The organism is Alsobacter ponti, assembly GCF_024294805.1.
GTDB lineage: Bacteria > Pseudomonadota > Alphaproteobacteria > Rhizobiales > Beijerinckiaceae > Alsobacter > Alsobacter ponti.
Map to the genome: position 1 here is coordinate 89,159 of NZ_JANCLU010000002.1, position 16,399 is coordinate 105,557.

At 66.5% G+C, this 16,399-nt stretch carries 16 protein-coding genes; 13 read left to right on the top strand and 3 right to left on the bottom strand.

All coding sequences use genetic code 11. The annotated features are described in order from the left end of the window. Positions 1 to 18 precede the first annotated feature (18 nt). From NK718_RS02755 to NK718_RS02765, 3 genes are all read left to right on the top strand, one after another. A complete protein-coding gene (locus NK718_RS02755; RefSeq protein ID WP_254738400.1) occupies positions 19 to 930 on the top strand; it encodes a carbohydrate ABC transporter permease in 912 nt (303 codons plus the stop codon). Continuing rightward, positions 927 to 1,829, top strand: coding sequence for a carbohydrate ABC transporter permease (locus tag NK718_RS02760; RefSeq protein ID WP_254738402.1), 903 nt, complete (start codon positions 927 to 929; stop codon positions 1,827 to 1,829). The genes NK718_RS02755 and NK718_RS02760 overlap by 4 nt, the downstream gene beginning before the upstream one ends. A gap of 80 nt (positions 1,830 to 1,909) precedes the next feature. After that, positions 1,910 to 2,983: a sugar phosphate isomerase/epimerase family protein gene (locus tag NK718_RS02765; protein ID WP_254738404.1), complete on the top strand. Its 1,074-nt coding sequence runs from the start codon at positions 1,910 to 1,912 to the stop codon at positions 2,981 to 2,983. 111 nt (positions 2,984 to 3,094) lie between these two features. Here NK718_RS02765 and NK718_RS02770 read toward each other — a convergent pair whose 3' ends face one another. Then, positions 3,095 to 6,553: a CHAT domain-containing protein gene (locus NK718_RS02770; protein WP_254738406.1), complete on the bottom strand. Its 3,459-nt coding sequence runs from the start codon at positions 6,551 to 6,553 to the stop codon at positions 3,095 to 3,097. Here NK718_RS02770 and NK718_RS02775 point away from each other — a divergent pair. The 3 genes from NK718_RS02775 to NK718_RS02785 are packed head-to-tail and all read left to right on the top strand — an operon-like array spanning position 6,552 to position 8,051. Further along, positions 6,552 to 6,710 (top strand): hypothetical protein, encoded by a 159-nt coding sequence (locus tag NK718_RS02775; protein ID WP_254738408.1) that lies wholly within the window; start codon positions 6,552 to 6,554, stop codon positions 6,708 to 6,710. The two genes, NK718_RS02770 and NK718_RS02775, sit on opposite strands and share 2 nt — an antisense overlap. 35 nt (positions 6,711 to 6,745) lie before the next feature. After that, the gene (locus NK718_RS02780; protein ID WP_254738410.1) at positions 6,746 to 7,561 is read left to right on the top strand and encodes a hypothetical protein; all 816 of its coding nucleotides are present in this window, start codon (positions 6,746 to 6,748) and stop codon (positions 7,559 to 7,561) included. 7 nt (positions 7,562 to 7,568) lie between these two features. Next, positions 7,569 to 8,051: a hypothetical protein gene (locus NK718_RS02785; RefSeq protein WP_254738412.1), complete on the top strand. Its 483-nt coding sequence runs from the start codon at positions 7,569 to 7,571 to the stop codon at positions 8,049 to 8,051. A 151-nt stretch (positions 8,052 to 8,202) separates the two neighbouring features. Here the strand turns inward: NK718_RS02785 and NK718_RS02790 are convergent, their stop codons facing one another. Further along, positions 8,203 to 8,898, bottom strand: coding sequence for a VIT1/CCC1 transporter family protein (locus NK718_RS02790; RefSeq protein ID WP_254738414.1), 696 nt, complete (start codon positions 8,896 to 8,898; stop codon positions 8,203 to 8,205). A gap of 303 nt (positions 8,899 to 9,201) precedes the next feature. On the opposite strand from NK718_RS02790, the gene ccoN reads away from it, so the two are divergent. From ccoN to NK718_RS02825, 7 genes are all read left to right on the top strand, one after another. Next, the gene (ccoN, locus tag NK718_RS02795) at positions 9,202 to 10,845 is read left to right on the top strand and encodes a cytochrome-c oxidase, cbb3-type subunit I (RefSeq protein WP_254738416.1); all 1,644 of its coding nucleotides are present in this window, start codon (positions 9,202 to 9,204) and stop codon (positions 10,843 to 10,845) included. A 6-nt stretch (positions 10,846 to 10,851) separates the two neighbouring features. Continuing rightward, positions 10,852 to 11,583, top strand: coding sequence for a cytochrome-c oxidase, cbb3-type subunit II (gene ccoO / locus NK718_RS02800; protein ID WP_254738418.1), 732 nt, complete (start codon positions 10,852 to 10,854; stop codon positions 11,581 to 11,583). Between the two features lie 10 nt (positions 11,584 to 11,593). Beyond that, a complete protein-coding gene (locus tag NK718_RS02805; RefSeq protein WP_254738420.1) occupies positions 11,594 to 11,758 on the top strand; it encodes a cbb3-type cytochrome c oxidase subunit 3 in 165 nt (54 codons plus the stop codon). After that, positions 11,749 to 12,627: a cytochrome-c oxidase, cbb3-type subunit III gene (gene ccoP, locus NK718_RS02810; RefSeq protein ID WP_254738422.1), complete on the top strand. Its 879-nt coding sequence runs from the start codon at positions 11,749 to 11,751 to the stop codon at positions 12,625 to 12,627. The genes NK718_RS02805 and ccoP overlap by 10 nt, the downstream gene beginning before the upstream one ends. Beyond that, positions 12,624 to 12,854 carry a hypothetical protein gene (locus NK718_RS02815; protein ID WP_254738424.1) on the top strand — a complete coding sequence of 77 codons (231 nt, stop codon included), beginning with the start codon at positions 12,624 to 12,626 and terminating at the stop codon, positions 12,852 to 12,854. The genes ccoP and NK718_RS02815 overlap by 4 nt, the downstream gene beginning before the upstream one ends. A gap of 13 nt (positions 12,855 to 12,867) precedes the next feature. Beyond that, complete coding sequence (locus tag NK718_RS02820; protein WP_254738426.1) at positions 12,868 to 13,665, top strand: DUF2189 domain-containing protein; 798 nt, start codon at positions 12,868 to 12,870, stop codon at positions 13,663 to 13,665. Between the two features lie 69 nt (positions 13,666 to 13,734). Then, the gene (locus NK718_RS02825; RefSeq protein WP_254738428.1) at positions 13,735 to 14,925 is read left to right on the top strand and encodes an amidohydrolase; all 1,191 of its coding nucleotides are present in this window, start codon (positions 13,735 to 13,737) and stop codon (positions 14,923 to 14,925) included. A gap of 103 nt (positions 14,926 to 15,028) precedes the next feature. Here the strand turns inward: NK718_RS02825 and NK718_RS02830 are convergent, their stop codons facing one another. Then, positions 15,029 to 16,384, bottom strand: coding sequence for a metallophosphoesterase family protein (locus NK718_RS02830; RefSeq protein WP_254738430.1), 1,356 nt, complete (start codon positions 16,382 to 16,384; stop codon positions 15,029 to 15,031). Positions 16,385 to 16,399 lie beyond the last annotated feature (15 nt).

Genomic DNA, 16,399 nt, shown 5'->3' on the forward strand with positions numbered 1-16,399 from the left:
CCAGAAAAGGTTAGGCCCATGCTCAGAGGCCTGCGGACTCCCGACCCCACCCGGCGCACCGAAAATTATTTCGGCCCTGCCATGGTTCTGCCGGCACTCCTGGGTTTGGGTCTGTTCCAGTTCTACCCGCTTGTCTCCGCGGTCTTGAACAGTTTCCGTACTTTCAACGCATTCACCAAGCGCCCTACCGGCTGGGCCGGATGGAACAATTTCATCGAGATCTTCGCCGACGACGTCTTTCGCAACGCAGTGTTGATCACGCTGATCTACATCGTCCTGATGATCGCGATCGTCGTGCCGATGGCGCTCGGCCTCGCCATTCTCATCGACAAGAGGATGCGCGGAACGGCCCTCGCCCGCGCCGCCATCCTGGGGGCCCTGGCGTCATCCGAGGCCGTCGCGGCGCTCATCTGGAACCAGCTCTACGAACCAGGCACGGGCCTTTTCGACGCGATCTTGAAATCCATGGGTCTGCCCGAGCAACCCTTCCTCGTCTCGGGGCCGCACGCCATCGTCAGCATCGTGGTCATGACGGCCTGGAAGGACGTGGGGTTGCCGATGCTCATCTTCCTCGGTGGCCTGCAGGCTATCTCGCCTCAGTTGATAGAAGCCGCGGCGCTCGACGGGGCCAGTTCCTGGCGGATCTTCCGCCGCATCACGCTGCCGCTGCTCCGACCCAGCCTCATCCTGGCGATTTTCATGGTCACGGTCGCCGCCGCGCGATTGTTCACGCCCATCATCTTGTTGACCCAGGGAGGGCCAGACGGCCAGACCACCAACGTTCCGTTCTATTCCTACGCGCAGGCCTTCGAGTTCTCGTCGCCGGGCACCGCGTCCGCCAGCGTGATGTTCATGATGGTCATCCTTGTCGGGATTACCGCCTTGCAGGCCTTCGTGATCCGGGATTCGAACGACGGGGGGCGTCGATGAGCGAGAACGTGGACACCGACCTCCCCGTGGCGGCCATTCAGTCATCGGCGCTCTCGAAACGCGCCCCGCGCGATCCGGTCTCGCTGATCGGTACGATCAGTCTCTCGCTGATCGCATTTGCTTTTGCATTCCCGATCGCGTGGGCGGCGCTGACGTCGCTCAAGTCCACCTCATCCGTGATCGCCACGCGATATCCGCTCACCGTCTGGAGCTTCTTTCCGCCTCACCCGACGCTCGAGAACTACGTCTTCCTTTTCAACGAGCTGAAGTTGGGGCGACACCTGCTGAACACGGCCATCGCGAGCAGCGGGCAGGTGCTTCTGGTCGTGATCACGTCGACCTTGGCCGGATACGCGTTCGCCCGGCTCCGCTTTCCCGGTCGGGAGGGCCTTTTCGCCCTGACGCTCCTGACCGCGTTTATTCCGTTGGAGGTGATCCTCGTCCCGCTCTACCAAGTGGTCTCGGGAATGGGTCTGACCTCGACCTATGCGGCCTTGTTCCTGCCCTTTGCCGCCCAGCCCTTCGGGATCTACCTGATGCGGCAGAGTTTCAGACAGATCCCCCCCGAACTCGACGATGCCGCCCGCGTGGATGGCGCGGGAACGTGGCGTATCTTCTGGAGGATCGCGATGCCGAATGTGAGGCCCGCGTTGGCAACGCTCGTCTTGATCCAATTCATCTGGTCGTGGAATGCCTATCTTTGGCCGCTGGTGATCATGCAGGACCCGGACAAGCAGATCGTGCAGGTCATGCTGGCCGGCCTCAAGGGCTCGCCAAATTACTCCTTGGATGGCCCGCTCTTCGCCGGGCTGACGTTTGTCACGGTGCCGCTGGTCGTGATGGCGATCCTCCTGCAGCGCTACTACGTGCGCGGGCTGATGACATCCGGGATCCGGTGATCGCGACGCCGTCCGTCTCGCGTGTCGACGGGCGCCGGAGCGCCGTTCCGATCTTCACATCCGCCGCAAGGGAGGTGTCCATGCGCTTGGGTATCGACGGCCGCAAGATTCCCGAGGCCCGCACACGGGGGCCCCTGGGGAGCATCGAACACGCTGCCGAACTCGGGATGGAAGGAACCTTCTTCCGGACCGTTCTCGAAATGAGCCCACGGCTCGACCGGGGCGAGCTCAGGGCGATACGCCAGCGTTCGGACGAGCTTGGCATGTACCTCGAAACCGGATTGGGAAAGGTCAATCCCTACTGCACTCCCGAAACCCCGGAATTGCGCGATGCCGGCGACGGCGACATTCTGCTTGGTTTCCGCCGGATGATGGAGTGCTGCGCCGAGATCGGCTGTACCGAGCTGTGGGTCGGTACAGCCAGTTCAAAGGGTCATTATCCGCGCCGCTTTTCCGTCGACCGCTTCCGCACCGACGTGAGTTGGGCCGACCAGATGGTGGCTATCGAGAAGTTCCTGGGGAAGCTCGTGCCCATCGCGCGCGACCTGGGCATCCACATGAACATCGAGACCCACGAGGAAATCACCAGTTTCGAAATCCTCCGCTTGCTCGAAACATTAGGTACCGATGCGCTCGGCGTCGTCTTCGATTCGTCGAACGGGCTGCAGAGGATGGAGCATCCGGTCATGGCCGCGGAGCGTGTGGCGCCCTACGTTCGGCAGACCCACCTGAAGGATGCCGCCGTGGTGCCCTTCGAGGGTGGGGCGCTCATGCAATTTCGCCCGTGTGGCCAAGGCGTCGTCGACTTTCGTGAGGTTCTGGCGGTCCTCCTGGCAGCCAACCCCAACGTCAATCTGACCATCGAGAACGAGGAGCCGTTCGACGAGGGCGACAAGCCCTACTCAGCCCGGCACCTTGAAATTTGCGATGCGAGCTGGCTGGCGGCCCATCCCGACCTGACGGTGATCGAATATGCGGCCTATTCGTCGATGATGCGGACCTACCAGGCGCGCATGGCCAAGGGCGAGGCCAGTGACATTCTGCGGGGCAGCAGGCGGTTCGGATATGCTGAGGCCTTGGCGGCGATCGCGGGGAGTGCCGCGCATATCCGCGAGTGCTTGCGAGATATTACTAATTCACTGCCAAAAAATTGACAGGAGACGAAACACGACGCAGAGCAGAGGAACTCCTGTCGGGCAAAGTCTTGTCTCCCGCGCGCCGTTGGACAAGAACTGCCGCACGCTCCAGCCCGCCCGGCGACCTAGCTAGTTTCCGTCTCCGATCAGGATGAAGGGAGCCCAGAAGAGCGGGTGCCCCATGCTGATTCTTGCTCCGGCTCCGCCGAGCGTCTCCTTGTCGAGCAGGTCGAGCGCCGCCAGGCGCAGGGCGGCGGCGCGGGTTAGCGCCGGGTCGGCCGCCTGGCGTCCGAAGAGCCGTGTCGTCAGCACCCGCGCCGAGCGTGTCTCCACGGGCCAGGCCGTCGCCAGAAGGGCGCGCGCGCCGGCGTAGAAGAAGGCGCGACCAAGCCCGGAGGCGGCTTCCGCATTGCCCGCTTCCGCCGAGGCCGTGTTGCAGGCCGACAGCACGATCCAGTCCGCATCGAGCTTAAGGCCCAGCACGTCATCGAGCGTCAGCAATCCGTCGCCCTCCACTCCCGGAACCTCGGGAGAACTCAGCGCCAGCGCCGGCTGGGCAAGGCCTTCCAGATCGCCCGGCACGAGGCCATGGGTCGCGAACATGATGACCCGCCGGTCGTCGAGGCGCGTCGAGCGCACCGCCTGCTCGCTCGCCCGCGCGCCGGTGAGCACGTCGTCCGGCCCGGCTCCCAGCGCCTCGGCGACCTCGCGCAGTTCGCGCCGCGTGTCCGGCAGACGCGGCAGCAAGGCGAGTTCGGCGGTGAGCGCCGCGGCGCTCGGAGGGGCGCTGCCGCGGGGCGCCGCCGCATTGGCCGCTGCGAGCTTCGTCGGCGCGGAGCGTCGCTCGCCCGCGGCGGAGGCGAGCTGTACGGGGGAGGCCTTCTCTTCCGCCATGGCGTTGTGCGCCTGGTCGCCGTTGAACCAGGGGTCGCCAAAGCCCAGGAAGGGCTTGCGCTGCTCCAGTCGGGAAGGCCGCGCCGTCAACGCGGCGAGCGCCGCGACGGACGGAATTTGCGACACGGCCATGTCCCGGATCAGGAAAGGCACGCCGCGATATTCGGCAAAGCGCGGGGCGGCCGGGTCGGCTGCCGGCTGCGGGGTCGGGCGCGTCACCAGCATTCCGGCGGGCAGACGCTGCAGCGGACCCGAGGCCACGACGATCAGCGCCTCGCGGCCCTGCCAGCCCGCCGCGACGGGCGCCAGCACGGCGTCGAAGATCCGATGCGCGGCCTCCACCGGAAAGGCGGGCAACGCCTCCAGGCTGCGCGCCTCGCCGGTCACGGATTTCAGGACCTCGTCCACGGCCAGGGACAGATCGGCCTCGGACAAGCCCATGGGCGAGAAGGCGATGTCGCCCTCCCTGGGCACGGCCCAGACATAGCCGCGGCCCTCGACGAAATGCGTGACGAGCAGCGCCTGCCCGGGACGGAGCGCGGCGCGCGCGCCCTCGAGCGCCACGGGCCGTGGGTGCAAGAGCTCCGCATAGGCCGGGAAGCGCCGCTCGATATCGCGCCGTAGCGTCAGGCGAGCCCGCTGCAGGTCCGCGACGGCGGTGCGAAGGCTCTGCAAGGCCCTGGCGTTCTGCTCGGAAGCCGGCGCGTCCAGCGCGGTCCGCACCATTTCCTTCAGCGCCGCGAGATGCTGGTCGGCGTCCTGCGTCTGCCGGATGAGCTCGGCCAGCGCCGGGTCGGCGACGGAGCGGGCATTGGCGGCTGCGATGGCGCTGTGCACGGATTGGGCGTTGGCCGCTTCGGCGAGCTGGAAAGCCAGCGCGGTCGCGTCCAGCCCTAGCTTGCGCTCCGCCTCGCTGCCGCGAAGCTTGAGCAGCAGGCCGAAATAGGCGTCGGCGACGAGGCGGCGGCGCTGCGCCTCGATCCACCGGTCGTCCTCCGCCTCGGCATCGTCGCGGCCCGCGAGCAGGACCGGCATCGCGCCTTGCACAAGGTTCAGCCCGCCCTCGAGCTTTCCGGCAAGACCGAGCGCGACCCCGAGCAGGCCCCGCGCCTCGGCCAGCGCATAGGGATCCGCGCCTTGCGCTTCGCGCTGCGCGAGGATGGCTTCGAGGATGGGCACGGCCTCGCCGGCGCGATGTCCGCCCAGCAGCATGGCGGCGAGGTCGAGGTTGAGGTCGAACGAGCGACGCCGGCCGGCCTCTCCGCCGGCAAGCGCCGTCCGGAGCCTGGCGTAGGTGTCCAGCGCGGGGCCCCATTCGCCCTGCGCCGCCTGCGCCAGCGCGATGCGCTGGTAGGCGTCGGCGTGGAGGGCGGTATCGACCCCGGCGCGCTGGTAGACGTCCAGCGCCATTTCGCCGAGCTTGCGGGCGTCCTTGAACCGGCCCTGCATTTGCAGGATTTCCGCCAGCATCAGCACGGTGCGAGCAGTCTTGGGCCCGTTGACGCCTTGCAGCTTGAGGAATTCGAACAGGGCGCGGCGGGTCTCGATCTCGGCCTCTATCAGGCGTTTCTGGCGCAGCAGCGCCTGTCCCAGCTTCAGCCGCAGGGCCGAGATCTCCGTCTCGATGGCGCCCGGATTGGGACGGCTCGGCCAGCGGGCGGAGTCCTTGATCGCCGCTTCCTGGAGGCGCATCGCGGAGCGGAACCGCGCTTCCGCCTCGCCGGGCTGGCCCGCCGCCAGCGCCACGTCGCCGCGCGCGCCGTCGAGGTAGGCGGCCTGGTTGTTCCACTGCGTCGACAGGAAACTGAACTGTCGCGTCAGGCTGACGACCTGCTGGATGCGCGCGACGCCGCGGCGCGCCCCGTCGAGATCGCCGACCGCCGTGTAGCTTTCGATGAGGCCGCGATCCATCGACACCACCGCCCCCGCCATCACCGTGAGGAGGGAGGCGCGGACCTCCTCGAAGGCGGACTGGGCCTGCCGGTAATGCCCGACATCCATTTCGGCTATGACATAGGCCTGCAGAATCCGGACGGCGCGCTGCTGCTCCGGCGTGACCCGCTCGGCCAGGCGCTCATTCGCCTCCTCGGGCGTCTTGGGCAGCAGGTCGATATTGCGCGGCCGCGGCCCGCCGGGACCCAGGCCCGGTCCGGGACGGCCGATTCCTCCTCCCCCGCCCATGCCCATTGGGGCGCCCATGGCGGCCCGCTTCGCCGCCCGCTTTTGCTCGACATAGGCCTGGAAGGCCGGGCTGCCGTCCGGATTGGCGGGGGTGGGAAAGTCGGCGACCCAGATGGGCGAGCGAAGGAGCAACTGCGGCTTGACGAGAAGATAGGCCTCCTTGAGGTCCGCAAGGCGCTGCTGCGTGCGGCCCAGATCGCGCGCGGCCAGCCCTCGCTCCATCAGGAAATCGGCCAGCGCCGCGCCTTTGAGATCGGCGGGCGTGCGCCGGTCGGCGAGGTCTCGCAGGGCCTGGATGCGGCGTGGATCGGGCTTGTACTGATCGAGCAGGCGGGCAATGTCCGCCACGGCGCGCGACACCGCGGGACGAACGAGAACCGTGCGATTGGCGATGGCAAGCGCCTCCGAGACCGACAGCGAGCCCGGCTTCCCTGGTGCTCCGCCCGCCGGTGGCGCGGCGGGCCGGCTTTGCGCCAACCCGGCTCCGCTTCCGGCGAGAACGAGGCTAGCCATGGCCGCGATCCGGATCCGGCGCGAACGGGCGATCATGCTGAAATTCCCGGCAGAACCGGCTCGCGCCGGCGGCGATTCAACTTTGGCGCGAAGGGCGTCAACCATCGCCATTCAGCGCAGGACGAAGCTTGTGGTCAAGCTTGCGCACAACCGTTAAATTCCGCACCGACGCATCCAGGAACGTAGTCATTTATGCAGTGTCCATATTGCGCCGAGGACATCAGGGACGAGGCCATCGTCTGCCGGCATTGCCGGCGCGATCTCATCCTGGTCAAGCCGCTGCTGGAACGCGTGCGCGGGCTCGAGGCGCGCCTCGAGGCGCTTGAGGCCGAGCGGCTCGATTGGCCTCAAGCGGCCGAGCGCGCCCATTACGCGGAGCCGGCGGCGTTGGCTGTTCCTGCCATGGCCGCGCCCGCTTCCCCCGCCGCGACGACTTCGGCCAAAGGCGCGGCCGTGGCGACGCTCCCGGCGATCGCCGCCGCGCTGCTCGCCTATCTCAGCCTTGTGGCGAGCCATTTCGCCATTCTGGTGGAGATGGATCTCAATCTGATCTGGCTGCGCGTCATCTCGCTCGGCATCCCGGTGGTGTTCGGCTTCCTGAGCCAGGACACCGGACGCCGTCCGGTGATCCATGGGGCCATGACGGGGCTCGCCGTGGCGATCGCCGCCGTGCTCACCATGTCGCTCGTGGTGGCCCGCCTCGACCATGTCAGCGTGCTGCCGGTGGACCCGGCGGGCTGGCGTGAACTGGCCGATTATGGCGCGAGCATCGCATTCAGTTTCCTGACCGGCGTGCTCCTGCGCCAGGCCGTCCTCGCGCTGCGCCGGCCGGCCGAGCAGCGGGGCAGGGTTCTGAATCTGCTTTCCGCCTATATCTGCGCCAAGCTGCGGCTCGAAAAGGACAAGGATATCGGCGTGGAGACGGTGGAGGCCGTCATCACCTACGGCATCGGCCTCGTGGCCGCGCTCGTCTCGCTCTCCACGGGTCTCCGGCAATTTCTAAACTGAGGACGCCATGAAGCTCCAGCATCCCCCGGTCCAGATCGACGTCTTGCGTCACGCCGCGCGCCTGCGTGGGCTCGTCCTGGCCGCGGCGCTCGCCGCCGCGACGCCGACGCTGGCCGAAACCCTCATCACGCCCGAGGAGGCGGCCCTGCCGCCCGCCGCCGAAACCGAACTGACCCTGCGAGGCCTCACGCGCGGCCCCGGCGTCGAGCAGGTCTCCCCCGCGCCGACCAGCCTGGCGTCGCCATTCGCGTTCAAGGTGCGCTTCACCCCCCGCAACCAGGTGCCGATCGACCTGTCCTCGGTCCATGTCACCTATGTGAAGGCGAACGACGTCGACATCACCGCGCGGCTGAAGCCCTTCGTCACACAGGGCGGCATCGAGATGGGGACCGCCCAGGCCCCGCCCGGCGAGCACGTCCTGCGCGTCGACGTGAAGGACGCGCAAGGCCGCGCCAGCAGCACGCTGGTCCGGCTCTCCATCGCGCCGTGACCTGAGCGACGGGGCAGGGCCGGTTTCCACGCGCGCGTGTGCAGTGGGCAACGCGGGCTCGGGCCGCGAGATCCGCGCCTGTCTTCACCGCCTTCCGAGCAATGAACCGCGATCGGCACGCAAGGCGTCGATGAATGAGTTGGCGGTCCGGTCAGACGGCCCGCCCGACCCATGCGCCAATCACGGCTGTAGCTCCCATCGCGACCGCGCCCCAGAAGGTGACCCTCAGGGTGGGACGGAGAACGCCCGCCCCGCCGGCCCGGGCGCCGAGCGCCCCGAGCACCGCGAGTGCGGCCAGCGAGCCGCCGGATACGATCACGCTGGTCCATGTCTGGGGCGCGAGCAAAGCGAGGGCGAGCGGCAGTACGGCGCCCGAGGCAAAGGTGAGGGCTGAGGTGAGCGCCGCCTGCACGGGCCGAGCGGCAACGTGCTCGGCGATCCCGAGTTCGTCGCGCACGTGGGCCGCAAAGGCGTCCTTGCGGGTCATCTGCTCTGCGACGACGCGCGCGATCGCAGGCTCGACGCCGCGGTCCACGTAGATCTTCGTGAGCTCGTCCAACTCGGCGTCCGGCATGGTCTCGAGCTCGCGGCGCTCGCGCGCCATGTCGGCCTGCTCGGTATCGGCCTGTGAGCTCACGGAGACGTACTCGCCCGCGGCCATCGACATGGCCCCCGCCACGAGGCTGGCGACTCCGGCGACAATGACCTCGCCCGGCCCCGCTGCCGCGGCAGCCACGCCGACGACGAGGCTCGCCGTGGAGATGATGCCGTCGTTGGCGCCGAGGACCGCGGCGCGAAGCCAGCCAATCCGCTCGATCAAGTGCGCTTCGCGGTGCAGGGGGTGCATGTCCAACTCCATGGGAGTACTGAAGGCGCCCTCAACGTCGCGCTTCCGGACTGCCTCATCCATGAGGGGGATCAATCCCGGGACGGCCCGACGTTCCCTGTCGCTGAATCACCAATCCACCATCCACAGGCTCGCCGGAGGGACACCCCGCGCCTGATCCCAGGACGGAGCGAGCCTCAAAGAGGTATTTACAATGCCTCTTTTAGGCGTATGTTGCGCTCAAGCAGCTCATGATTCCTGCCTGCAACTTTCCGCGTCTTCCTGGTGGAAAATTGCGCCTGACCCGGCCCTGAGGCTCTTGCAATGATCTCCCAACTCTCGCCCGGCGAGCGCCGCGGCGCGCTCGTCCTCTCGTGCTTGGTCGGCTGCGCCGGCCTCGCCATGGCCATTCTCGGTCGTGACGATCCGCTCGGCGGACAAGGCGCGGTGGTGATGGCCTTCGCGCTGGCCTGCGCGGGGACCGTCTCGCATGGTTATTTCACGCCGGCCCCGTCGCCGGCGAGCCGCGCCGCCTATTACGACGACCCGACACGGGCCGGCATCGTGCTGGCCATGATCTGGGCCGTCGTGGCGATGGCCGTGGGGGACTGGGTGGCGTGGCTGCTCGTCGCGCCCGACCTCACCTTCGATGCCGGCTGGTCCAGTTTCGGCCGCCTGCGACCGGTGCACACCTCCGGGGTCATCTTCGGCTTTGGCGGCAACGCGCTCATCGCCACGTCCTTCTATGTCGTGCAGCGCACTTCGCGCGCGCGCCTGCCCGACCAGCTCAGTCCCTGGTTCGTGCTCATCGGCTACAATCTGTTCTGCGTGCTCGCGGCGACGGGCTACCTGATGGGGATCACGCAGTCCAAGGAATATGCCGAGCCGGAATGGTATGCCGACATCTGGCTCGTGATCGTGTGGGTGACCTATCTGCTGCTTTATCTGCGCACGTTGGCGCGCCGGAAGGAGCCGCACATCTACGTCTCCAACTGGTATTTCCTGGCCTTCATCCTCGTCGTTGCCGTCCTGCACATCGTCAACAACCTGGCCGTGCCGGTCTCGTGGGGCCACGCGAAGAGTTATTCCGCCTTCTCCGGCGTGCAGGACGCCATGACCGAGTGGTGGTACGGCCACAATGCCGTGGCGTTCTTCCTGACATCGGGCTTCCTCGGCATGCTTTATTACTTCATGCCGAAGCGGGCGGGCCGCCCTGTGTTCTCTTACCGGCTGTCGATCATCAGCTTCTGGGGCATTACCTTCATGTATATGTGGGCGGGCTCGCACCACCTGCATTACACGGCGCTGCCGCAATGGGTGCAGACGCTGGGCATGACCTTCTCGCTCATGTTGCTTGTGCCGTCCTGGGCGTCGGCCACCAACGCGCTGCTGACGCTGAACGGGGCGTGGCACAAGGTGCGCGACGACGCCACGCTGCGCTTCATGATGACGGCGGCGGTGTTCTACGGCCTGACGACCTTCGAGGGATCGTTCATGGCCATCCGCCCCGTGAACTCCCTGTCGCACTACACGGACTGGACGATCGGCCATGTCCATGCCGGGGCGCTGGGCTGGGTGGCGCTTATCACCTTCGGGGCCTTCTACAGCATCGTCCCCCAGCTCTGGGGCCGCAGGGCGATGCATTCGGCCCGGCTCGTCGAGGTCCATTACTGGCTCGCGATCGCCGGAACCGTCGTCTACGTCATCTCGATGTGGAACTCGGGCATCGTGCAGGGCCTCATGTGGAGGACCTACAACGACAGCGGGACGCTGGCCTATTCCTTCGTCGATTCACTCGTGGCCATGCACCCCTATTACACCCTGCGCGCCATCGGTGGGTTCATGTTCCTCGCCGGCACAGCCGTCGGCGCATGGAACATCTGGAAGACCATGCAGGCCGAGGCGCCGGTGGCCGCGCTCGATTTGGTCGACGCGCCGATCCATCCCGACCTCCAGCCCGCGGAGTAAGCCCCGATGTTTGGCTTTCATTACCGGCTGGAGCGCCACGCGCTCCGCTTCGTGCTGGCTGTGGTCCTGGTGGCGGGGATCGGCGGCTTCGTCGAGATCGCGCCTCTCTTCACCATCTCGGAGACGGTCGAGACCGTTCCCGACATGCGGGTCTACACGCCGCTCGAGGTGGCCGGGCGCAACATCTACATCCGGGAAGGCTGCTATGCCTGCCACTCTCAGATGATCCGCACGCTGCGCGACGATGTGGAACGCTACGGCCCCTATTCGCTCGCGGTGGAGTCGAAATACGACCATCCTATGCTGTGGGGCTCCAAGCGCACCGGACCGGACCTGGCGCGCATCGGCGCCAAATATTCGGACGAATGGCAGGTCGCCCATCTCGTCAACCCGCGCGACGTGGTGCCGGAATCCAAAATGCCGGCCTATGCCTGGCTGGCTCGCACGCCGCTGAAGATGGGCGATCTCGGCCTGCATATGGCGGCGCTGCGCCGGGTGGGCGTGCCCTATACGGACGAGATGATCGCCAACGCGCCGGGCGACGCCTATGGGCAGGCCTCCCCTGACAGTCCCTACGCCGCCGGCGTGACGAAACGCTATGGCGACGCCACCAATGTCCGCGCCTTCGCCGGGCAGCCCGGTCATGTGACGGAGATGGACGCCCTCGTCGCCTATCTGCAGATCCTCGGCCATCTGACCGACGCCGCGCATGTGCAGCAGGCCCAGGCTGCCCAGTGAGGATCACGCGATGACTCATGATTTCGCGCTCTGGCTATCCAAGTCGGTCGGCCTGTTCTGGCTGATCGGCATGTCGCTCGGCGTGCTCGCCTACACCTTCTGGCCCTCGAACCAGAAGCGCTTCAGGGACGCGGCCAACTCCGTCATTGAGGATGAGGACAAGCCATGGCGGTAGAAGAACGCGACCCCCATTCGGGTTACCTGACCACGGGCCATGAGTGGAACGGCATCAAGGAATTGAACACGCCTGTGCCGCGTCCGGTCTATGTCTTCCTGCTGCTCACGGCGCTGTTCGCTGTCGTCTATTGGGTGCTGATGCCGGCCTGGCCAGTGGGGCGCACCTACACGAAAGGGCTGCTCGGCGTCGACCAGCGCACGGCCGTGACTTCGCTGCTCCGCGACGCCGCCGCCGATCGCGCCGCATGGACGAAGCGCATCGAGACCGCCGACTTTGCCGAGATCCAGGCCGATCCGGCCCTGATGCAGACGGTGCGGGACACTGGGCGCACTCTGTTCGGCGACAATTGCGCAGCATGCCATGGCCGTGAGGCGCAGGGCGGCCGGGGCTTCCCGACGCTGACCTCACAATCCTGGCTCTGGGGCGGCGACCCCGCCGACATTGCCGAGACGATCCGCGTCGGCATCAATTCCAGTCACAAGGACACGCGGACATCCCAGATGCCGGCCTTTGGCCGCGACAAATTGCTCGACCGGCAGCAAATCGAGGCTGTCATTGCCTATGTCCGCTCGTTGTCGCAGGCCACCGCGTCGCAGGGCGGGACCGCCCCGCCTATCGAGGCCGGTCGCGAAGTTTTCGCGGGCAATTGCGCCCCATGCCATGGCGAGGATGCGAAGGGCATCGGCGCCGGCGCGCCGGACCTGACAGATTCCTTCTGGCTCTATGGCGGCGACGCGGACTCGCTCTACCGCACGCTGATGCACGGGCGGCAGGGCCACATGCCCACCTGGGAAGGACGCCTGACGCTCGCCGACCGCAGGATCCTGGCGCTCTATCTCACGGATATGCGCAGGAGTACGCCATGAACGTAGCTTCCCTTGCGGCGATCCGCCGCTTCGGGATGCGCCCGCGGCGGCTGGTTGCTCTGGCGGTTACGGCCGGTGTGCTGATCGTGCTGGCGGCCAATGCGCACCTTGTCTATGTCGCGGTGACCTCGCAGCCCGATTGCGTTGCCCACACCATCGACATGGCCGCGCCCGGATCGCCGGCCCTGCGCGCCGCCGAATCCGGCTGTTCTCCCCCATCTCCATGAAGAGGGTCGGCCAGTGACCGTCATTCCCGCAGTTCGCCCGCCGCTTCCGCGCACAACGCCCTATGCGCGACATTTGCCCGCCACGCACGCGCTTGCCTGGTTTGCCGGAGGCTGGAAGGACCTTGCCGCAAATCCCGGACCCAGCCTCGCCTATGGCGCGGCGGTGACGGCCGCCTCATGGGTGGTCATCTTCGCCATGGTGCGCACCGGTTGGGACTCCGTCCTCTTTCCGGCGCTCGCGGGCTTTATGGTTCTCGGGCCGCTCTTTGCCATCGGCCTCTACGAGAAAAGCCGGCGTCTGGAGCATGGCCAACCGGCGACGCTGGCGGCGATGCTGCGCGTGCGCGCCACCTCGGGCGGGCAGATCCTCTTCGTCGGCCTGCTGCTGTGCCTGTTGTTCCTGCTGTGGATGCGCGCCGCGGTGATCATCTACGCGCTATTCTTCGGCATGCGGCCCTTTCCCGGGCTCGAGCACGTCGCGCCGATGCTGTTTACCACGCCCATGGGGTGGACCATGCTCGCCGTCGGCACGCTGGTCGGCGGCCTCTTCGCCGCCTTCTCCTTTGCGGTGAGCGCATTCTCAATCCCGATGCTGCTCGCCGAAAAGGTCGACGCACTGACGGCCATGGGACGCAGTGTCGCGATGGTGGGCAGCAACCTGCCCGTCATGCTGGCCTGGGGCGCGCTCGTGCTGGCGGTATTCCTCGGCTGCATCGTGACGGGACTGGCGGGCCTCATCGTCGGCTTTCCCTTGCTCGGGCACGGCACCTGGCGCGCCTATCGGCAGTTGTCCCTCACGTTCAAGTCCTGACCGCCTCTCAGACCTTGACGGCCACCGCGACTTTTCTGGAATTCTGCCGCGGGCTGGAGTGAATCGATCGTGAGCCTTTTGCTGTCCCCGAGAGACCTCGCCGAACTCGTCGCCTTTCGGCACGCGCTGCACCGCGCGCCGGACTTGTCGCGGCACGAAGAAGCCACCGCGCGAAGGGTTGTGGAGGCGCTGCAGCCCACGGGACCGGACCGGGTGGTCACAGGGCTCGGCGGCCATGGCGTCGCGGCTGTTTATCAGGGTCCGGTGCCAGGACCGACCGTCATGGTTCGCTGCGAACTCGATGGTCTGCCGATCCAGGAGACCTCGGAGATCCCGCATCGCTCGTCGATCCCCGGCAAGGGGCATTTGTGCGGGCATGACGGGCACATGGCGACGCTGGTGGGCCTTGCGCGGCTTCTCGGCGCCGATCGGCCGCGGCGCGGCCGTGCGGTCCTGCTGTTCCAGCCCGCGGAGGAGGACGGTTCGGGCGCCGCTGCCGTGATCGCCGATCCGCGCTTTGCCGAGATCGCACCGGACTGGGCTTTCGCCCTGCACAACATGCCGGGGATCCCGCTGGGCGCGGCGGCGCTCGCGCCCGGTCCGGCGAACTGCGCCTCGCGCGGGCTTGCAATTTCATTCAGCGGCAAGACCTCTCACGCCTCCCAGCCCGAAGCGGGCATTTCCCCCGCGCGCGCCCTCGCGCGACTGATCCCGGCCCTGGAGCAATTGGGGCCGGGCGGCGAGACCGCGCCAGGCTTTCGGCTCGTCACGATCACGCACGCGCGCATGGGCGAGCCCGCCTTCGGCATCTCACCCGGGGAGGCGGAGTTGTGGGTGACGCTGCGCACGCTGGCGGACGACGACATGACCGGACTGGTCGGCGACGCGAGGCGTCTCATCGAGAGGGAGGCGGCTGCGCACGGGCTCGCGGTGTCCATGAGCGAGCATGACGTCTTCCATGCCTGCACCAACGATCCGCAGGCGACGTCGTACCTGATGGAGGCGTTGAACGCGGAAGGGATTGCAGTCGTGCCCGGCCACTTGCCCATGCGCGCTTCGGAGGATTTCGGGCTTTTCGGGCGCCAGGCAAAGTCGGCCATGTTCCTGCTAGGAGCCGGTGAAGATCATCCTCGCCTCCACAACCCGGACTATGACTATCCGGATGCGCTCATCGGCGTGGGTGTCGGCGTTCTCCATCGTGCGCTGCGGGACGTACTGGAGAACGCGAGCAAATCCCCTCGTCAGAGGCATGCGCGCTGAAATCGCCACCCCGGCGGAGACATATGATGCCCTGGCGCCGCTCGCCGAGATCCGTGCGGCTGGCCTGAAATATCTCCTCACAGGCGCAGACGGGGCGCAGACGTCAATCGAACAGGTTCACCGTCGAAAACGGCTCGAACGACCACGGTCTGAACCGGCTCAAAGTGAACCTTGTTCGTTGCCCGGGCTGAACATGAACACGTAAATAATTATACTCTTCTTTGCGTGGCTGTCCCTTCCAATAGAGATCTGGAGGATAGTTCTCAGGCACGTCGATGCTCATGCGGCCGGGCAGTATCGAGTCCTGTTCGGCCCCTCCGTTCCCGAGCAGCAGATATTTCACGCCGTCGACTTCGTAGAGCTCGGTCGTGTGCACATGACCATTGAAGACAACTATCTCCAGGTCTCTTGCGTAGGGCGCGATAACCCTGTGGGGGTTTTGCGGCTCAGGGATGGGCCCTATGCTGGAACGGCAGAACGCGGGCGCGTGAAAACTAATGAAGACCTTGCGGATGCCGCTCGTCTTGGCCTGTTCCAGCCACTCCTTCAGCTCCGCCATCTGTGCTTCGTACTGCGGCCGCTCGGCATCCCATGACGATGGTGAGCGATAATCGTACTTGCCAGTCCACAAGAAGATAAACCGCACGCCATACAAATCGAAGTGGTAGATCAACCTCTTGTCGCTCACCCCGAACTGGCTCAAATGGGGAAAGACCTGCAACAAAGCTTGCGCGGCGGGATCGCCCCACACTTCGTGGTTGCCAACGGCAGGAAAAACGCGCCCGGGTAGTCCGGTCGCGCGCATCGCGGCGTCCGGAGGCGGCAGCCGGTCCAGCAAATTATCGTGGAGGAGCCTCCAGTACGGGTTCTCGGAAGGCGTTGGGCCTTGATAGCCCCACCAAACCAGGTCGCCCGTGCTGATGATGAACTGTGCCTTGCCGCTCTGGATTTCCGCTCCAATTTCGCGGGCGACCCATGCGCCGCCAAACAGTCGGAAAATGGTCCGGCGCACGCCCGGAAGCAATTTGATGTCCTCAACCGACGCTTCGGTGACCCAACCCTTCTCGACCGTCAGAGTGGTGATTTCACTCTTGGTCCAGAGAGGCATGACAATCTGCACCAGTTCGTGGGTCTCAGGATCGTAGGTGAGACTGATCTCTCTCCTGACGGTCTCCTCCGCGACTTTCTCGGGAAGAATAAGGGCAAACATGACCGTCAGCAGTTTGATTGCTTCTTCCCGTTCCTCCAGCTTGAACGGGAGGTACAGCATCGGCCGCGAGTCGCCGTACACAAGGAACGAAAATCCGGAGGGCTCTTGGGCAGCAGCGCTCCCTGCAAGGCTGGTCAAAGCGGCAGGGGCGACGGAAAGCGCCGCAAGGGCAGAGATCAGGTCTCGCCGGTCGAGCGCGCCGCTTCGGAAGGCTGATGGCCTGTCGGGTCGAGTGGAGCCCTCGTTCATGGCATCCGCCTTTGT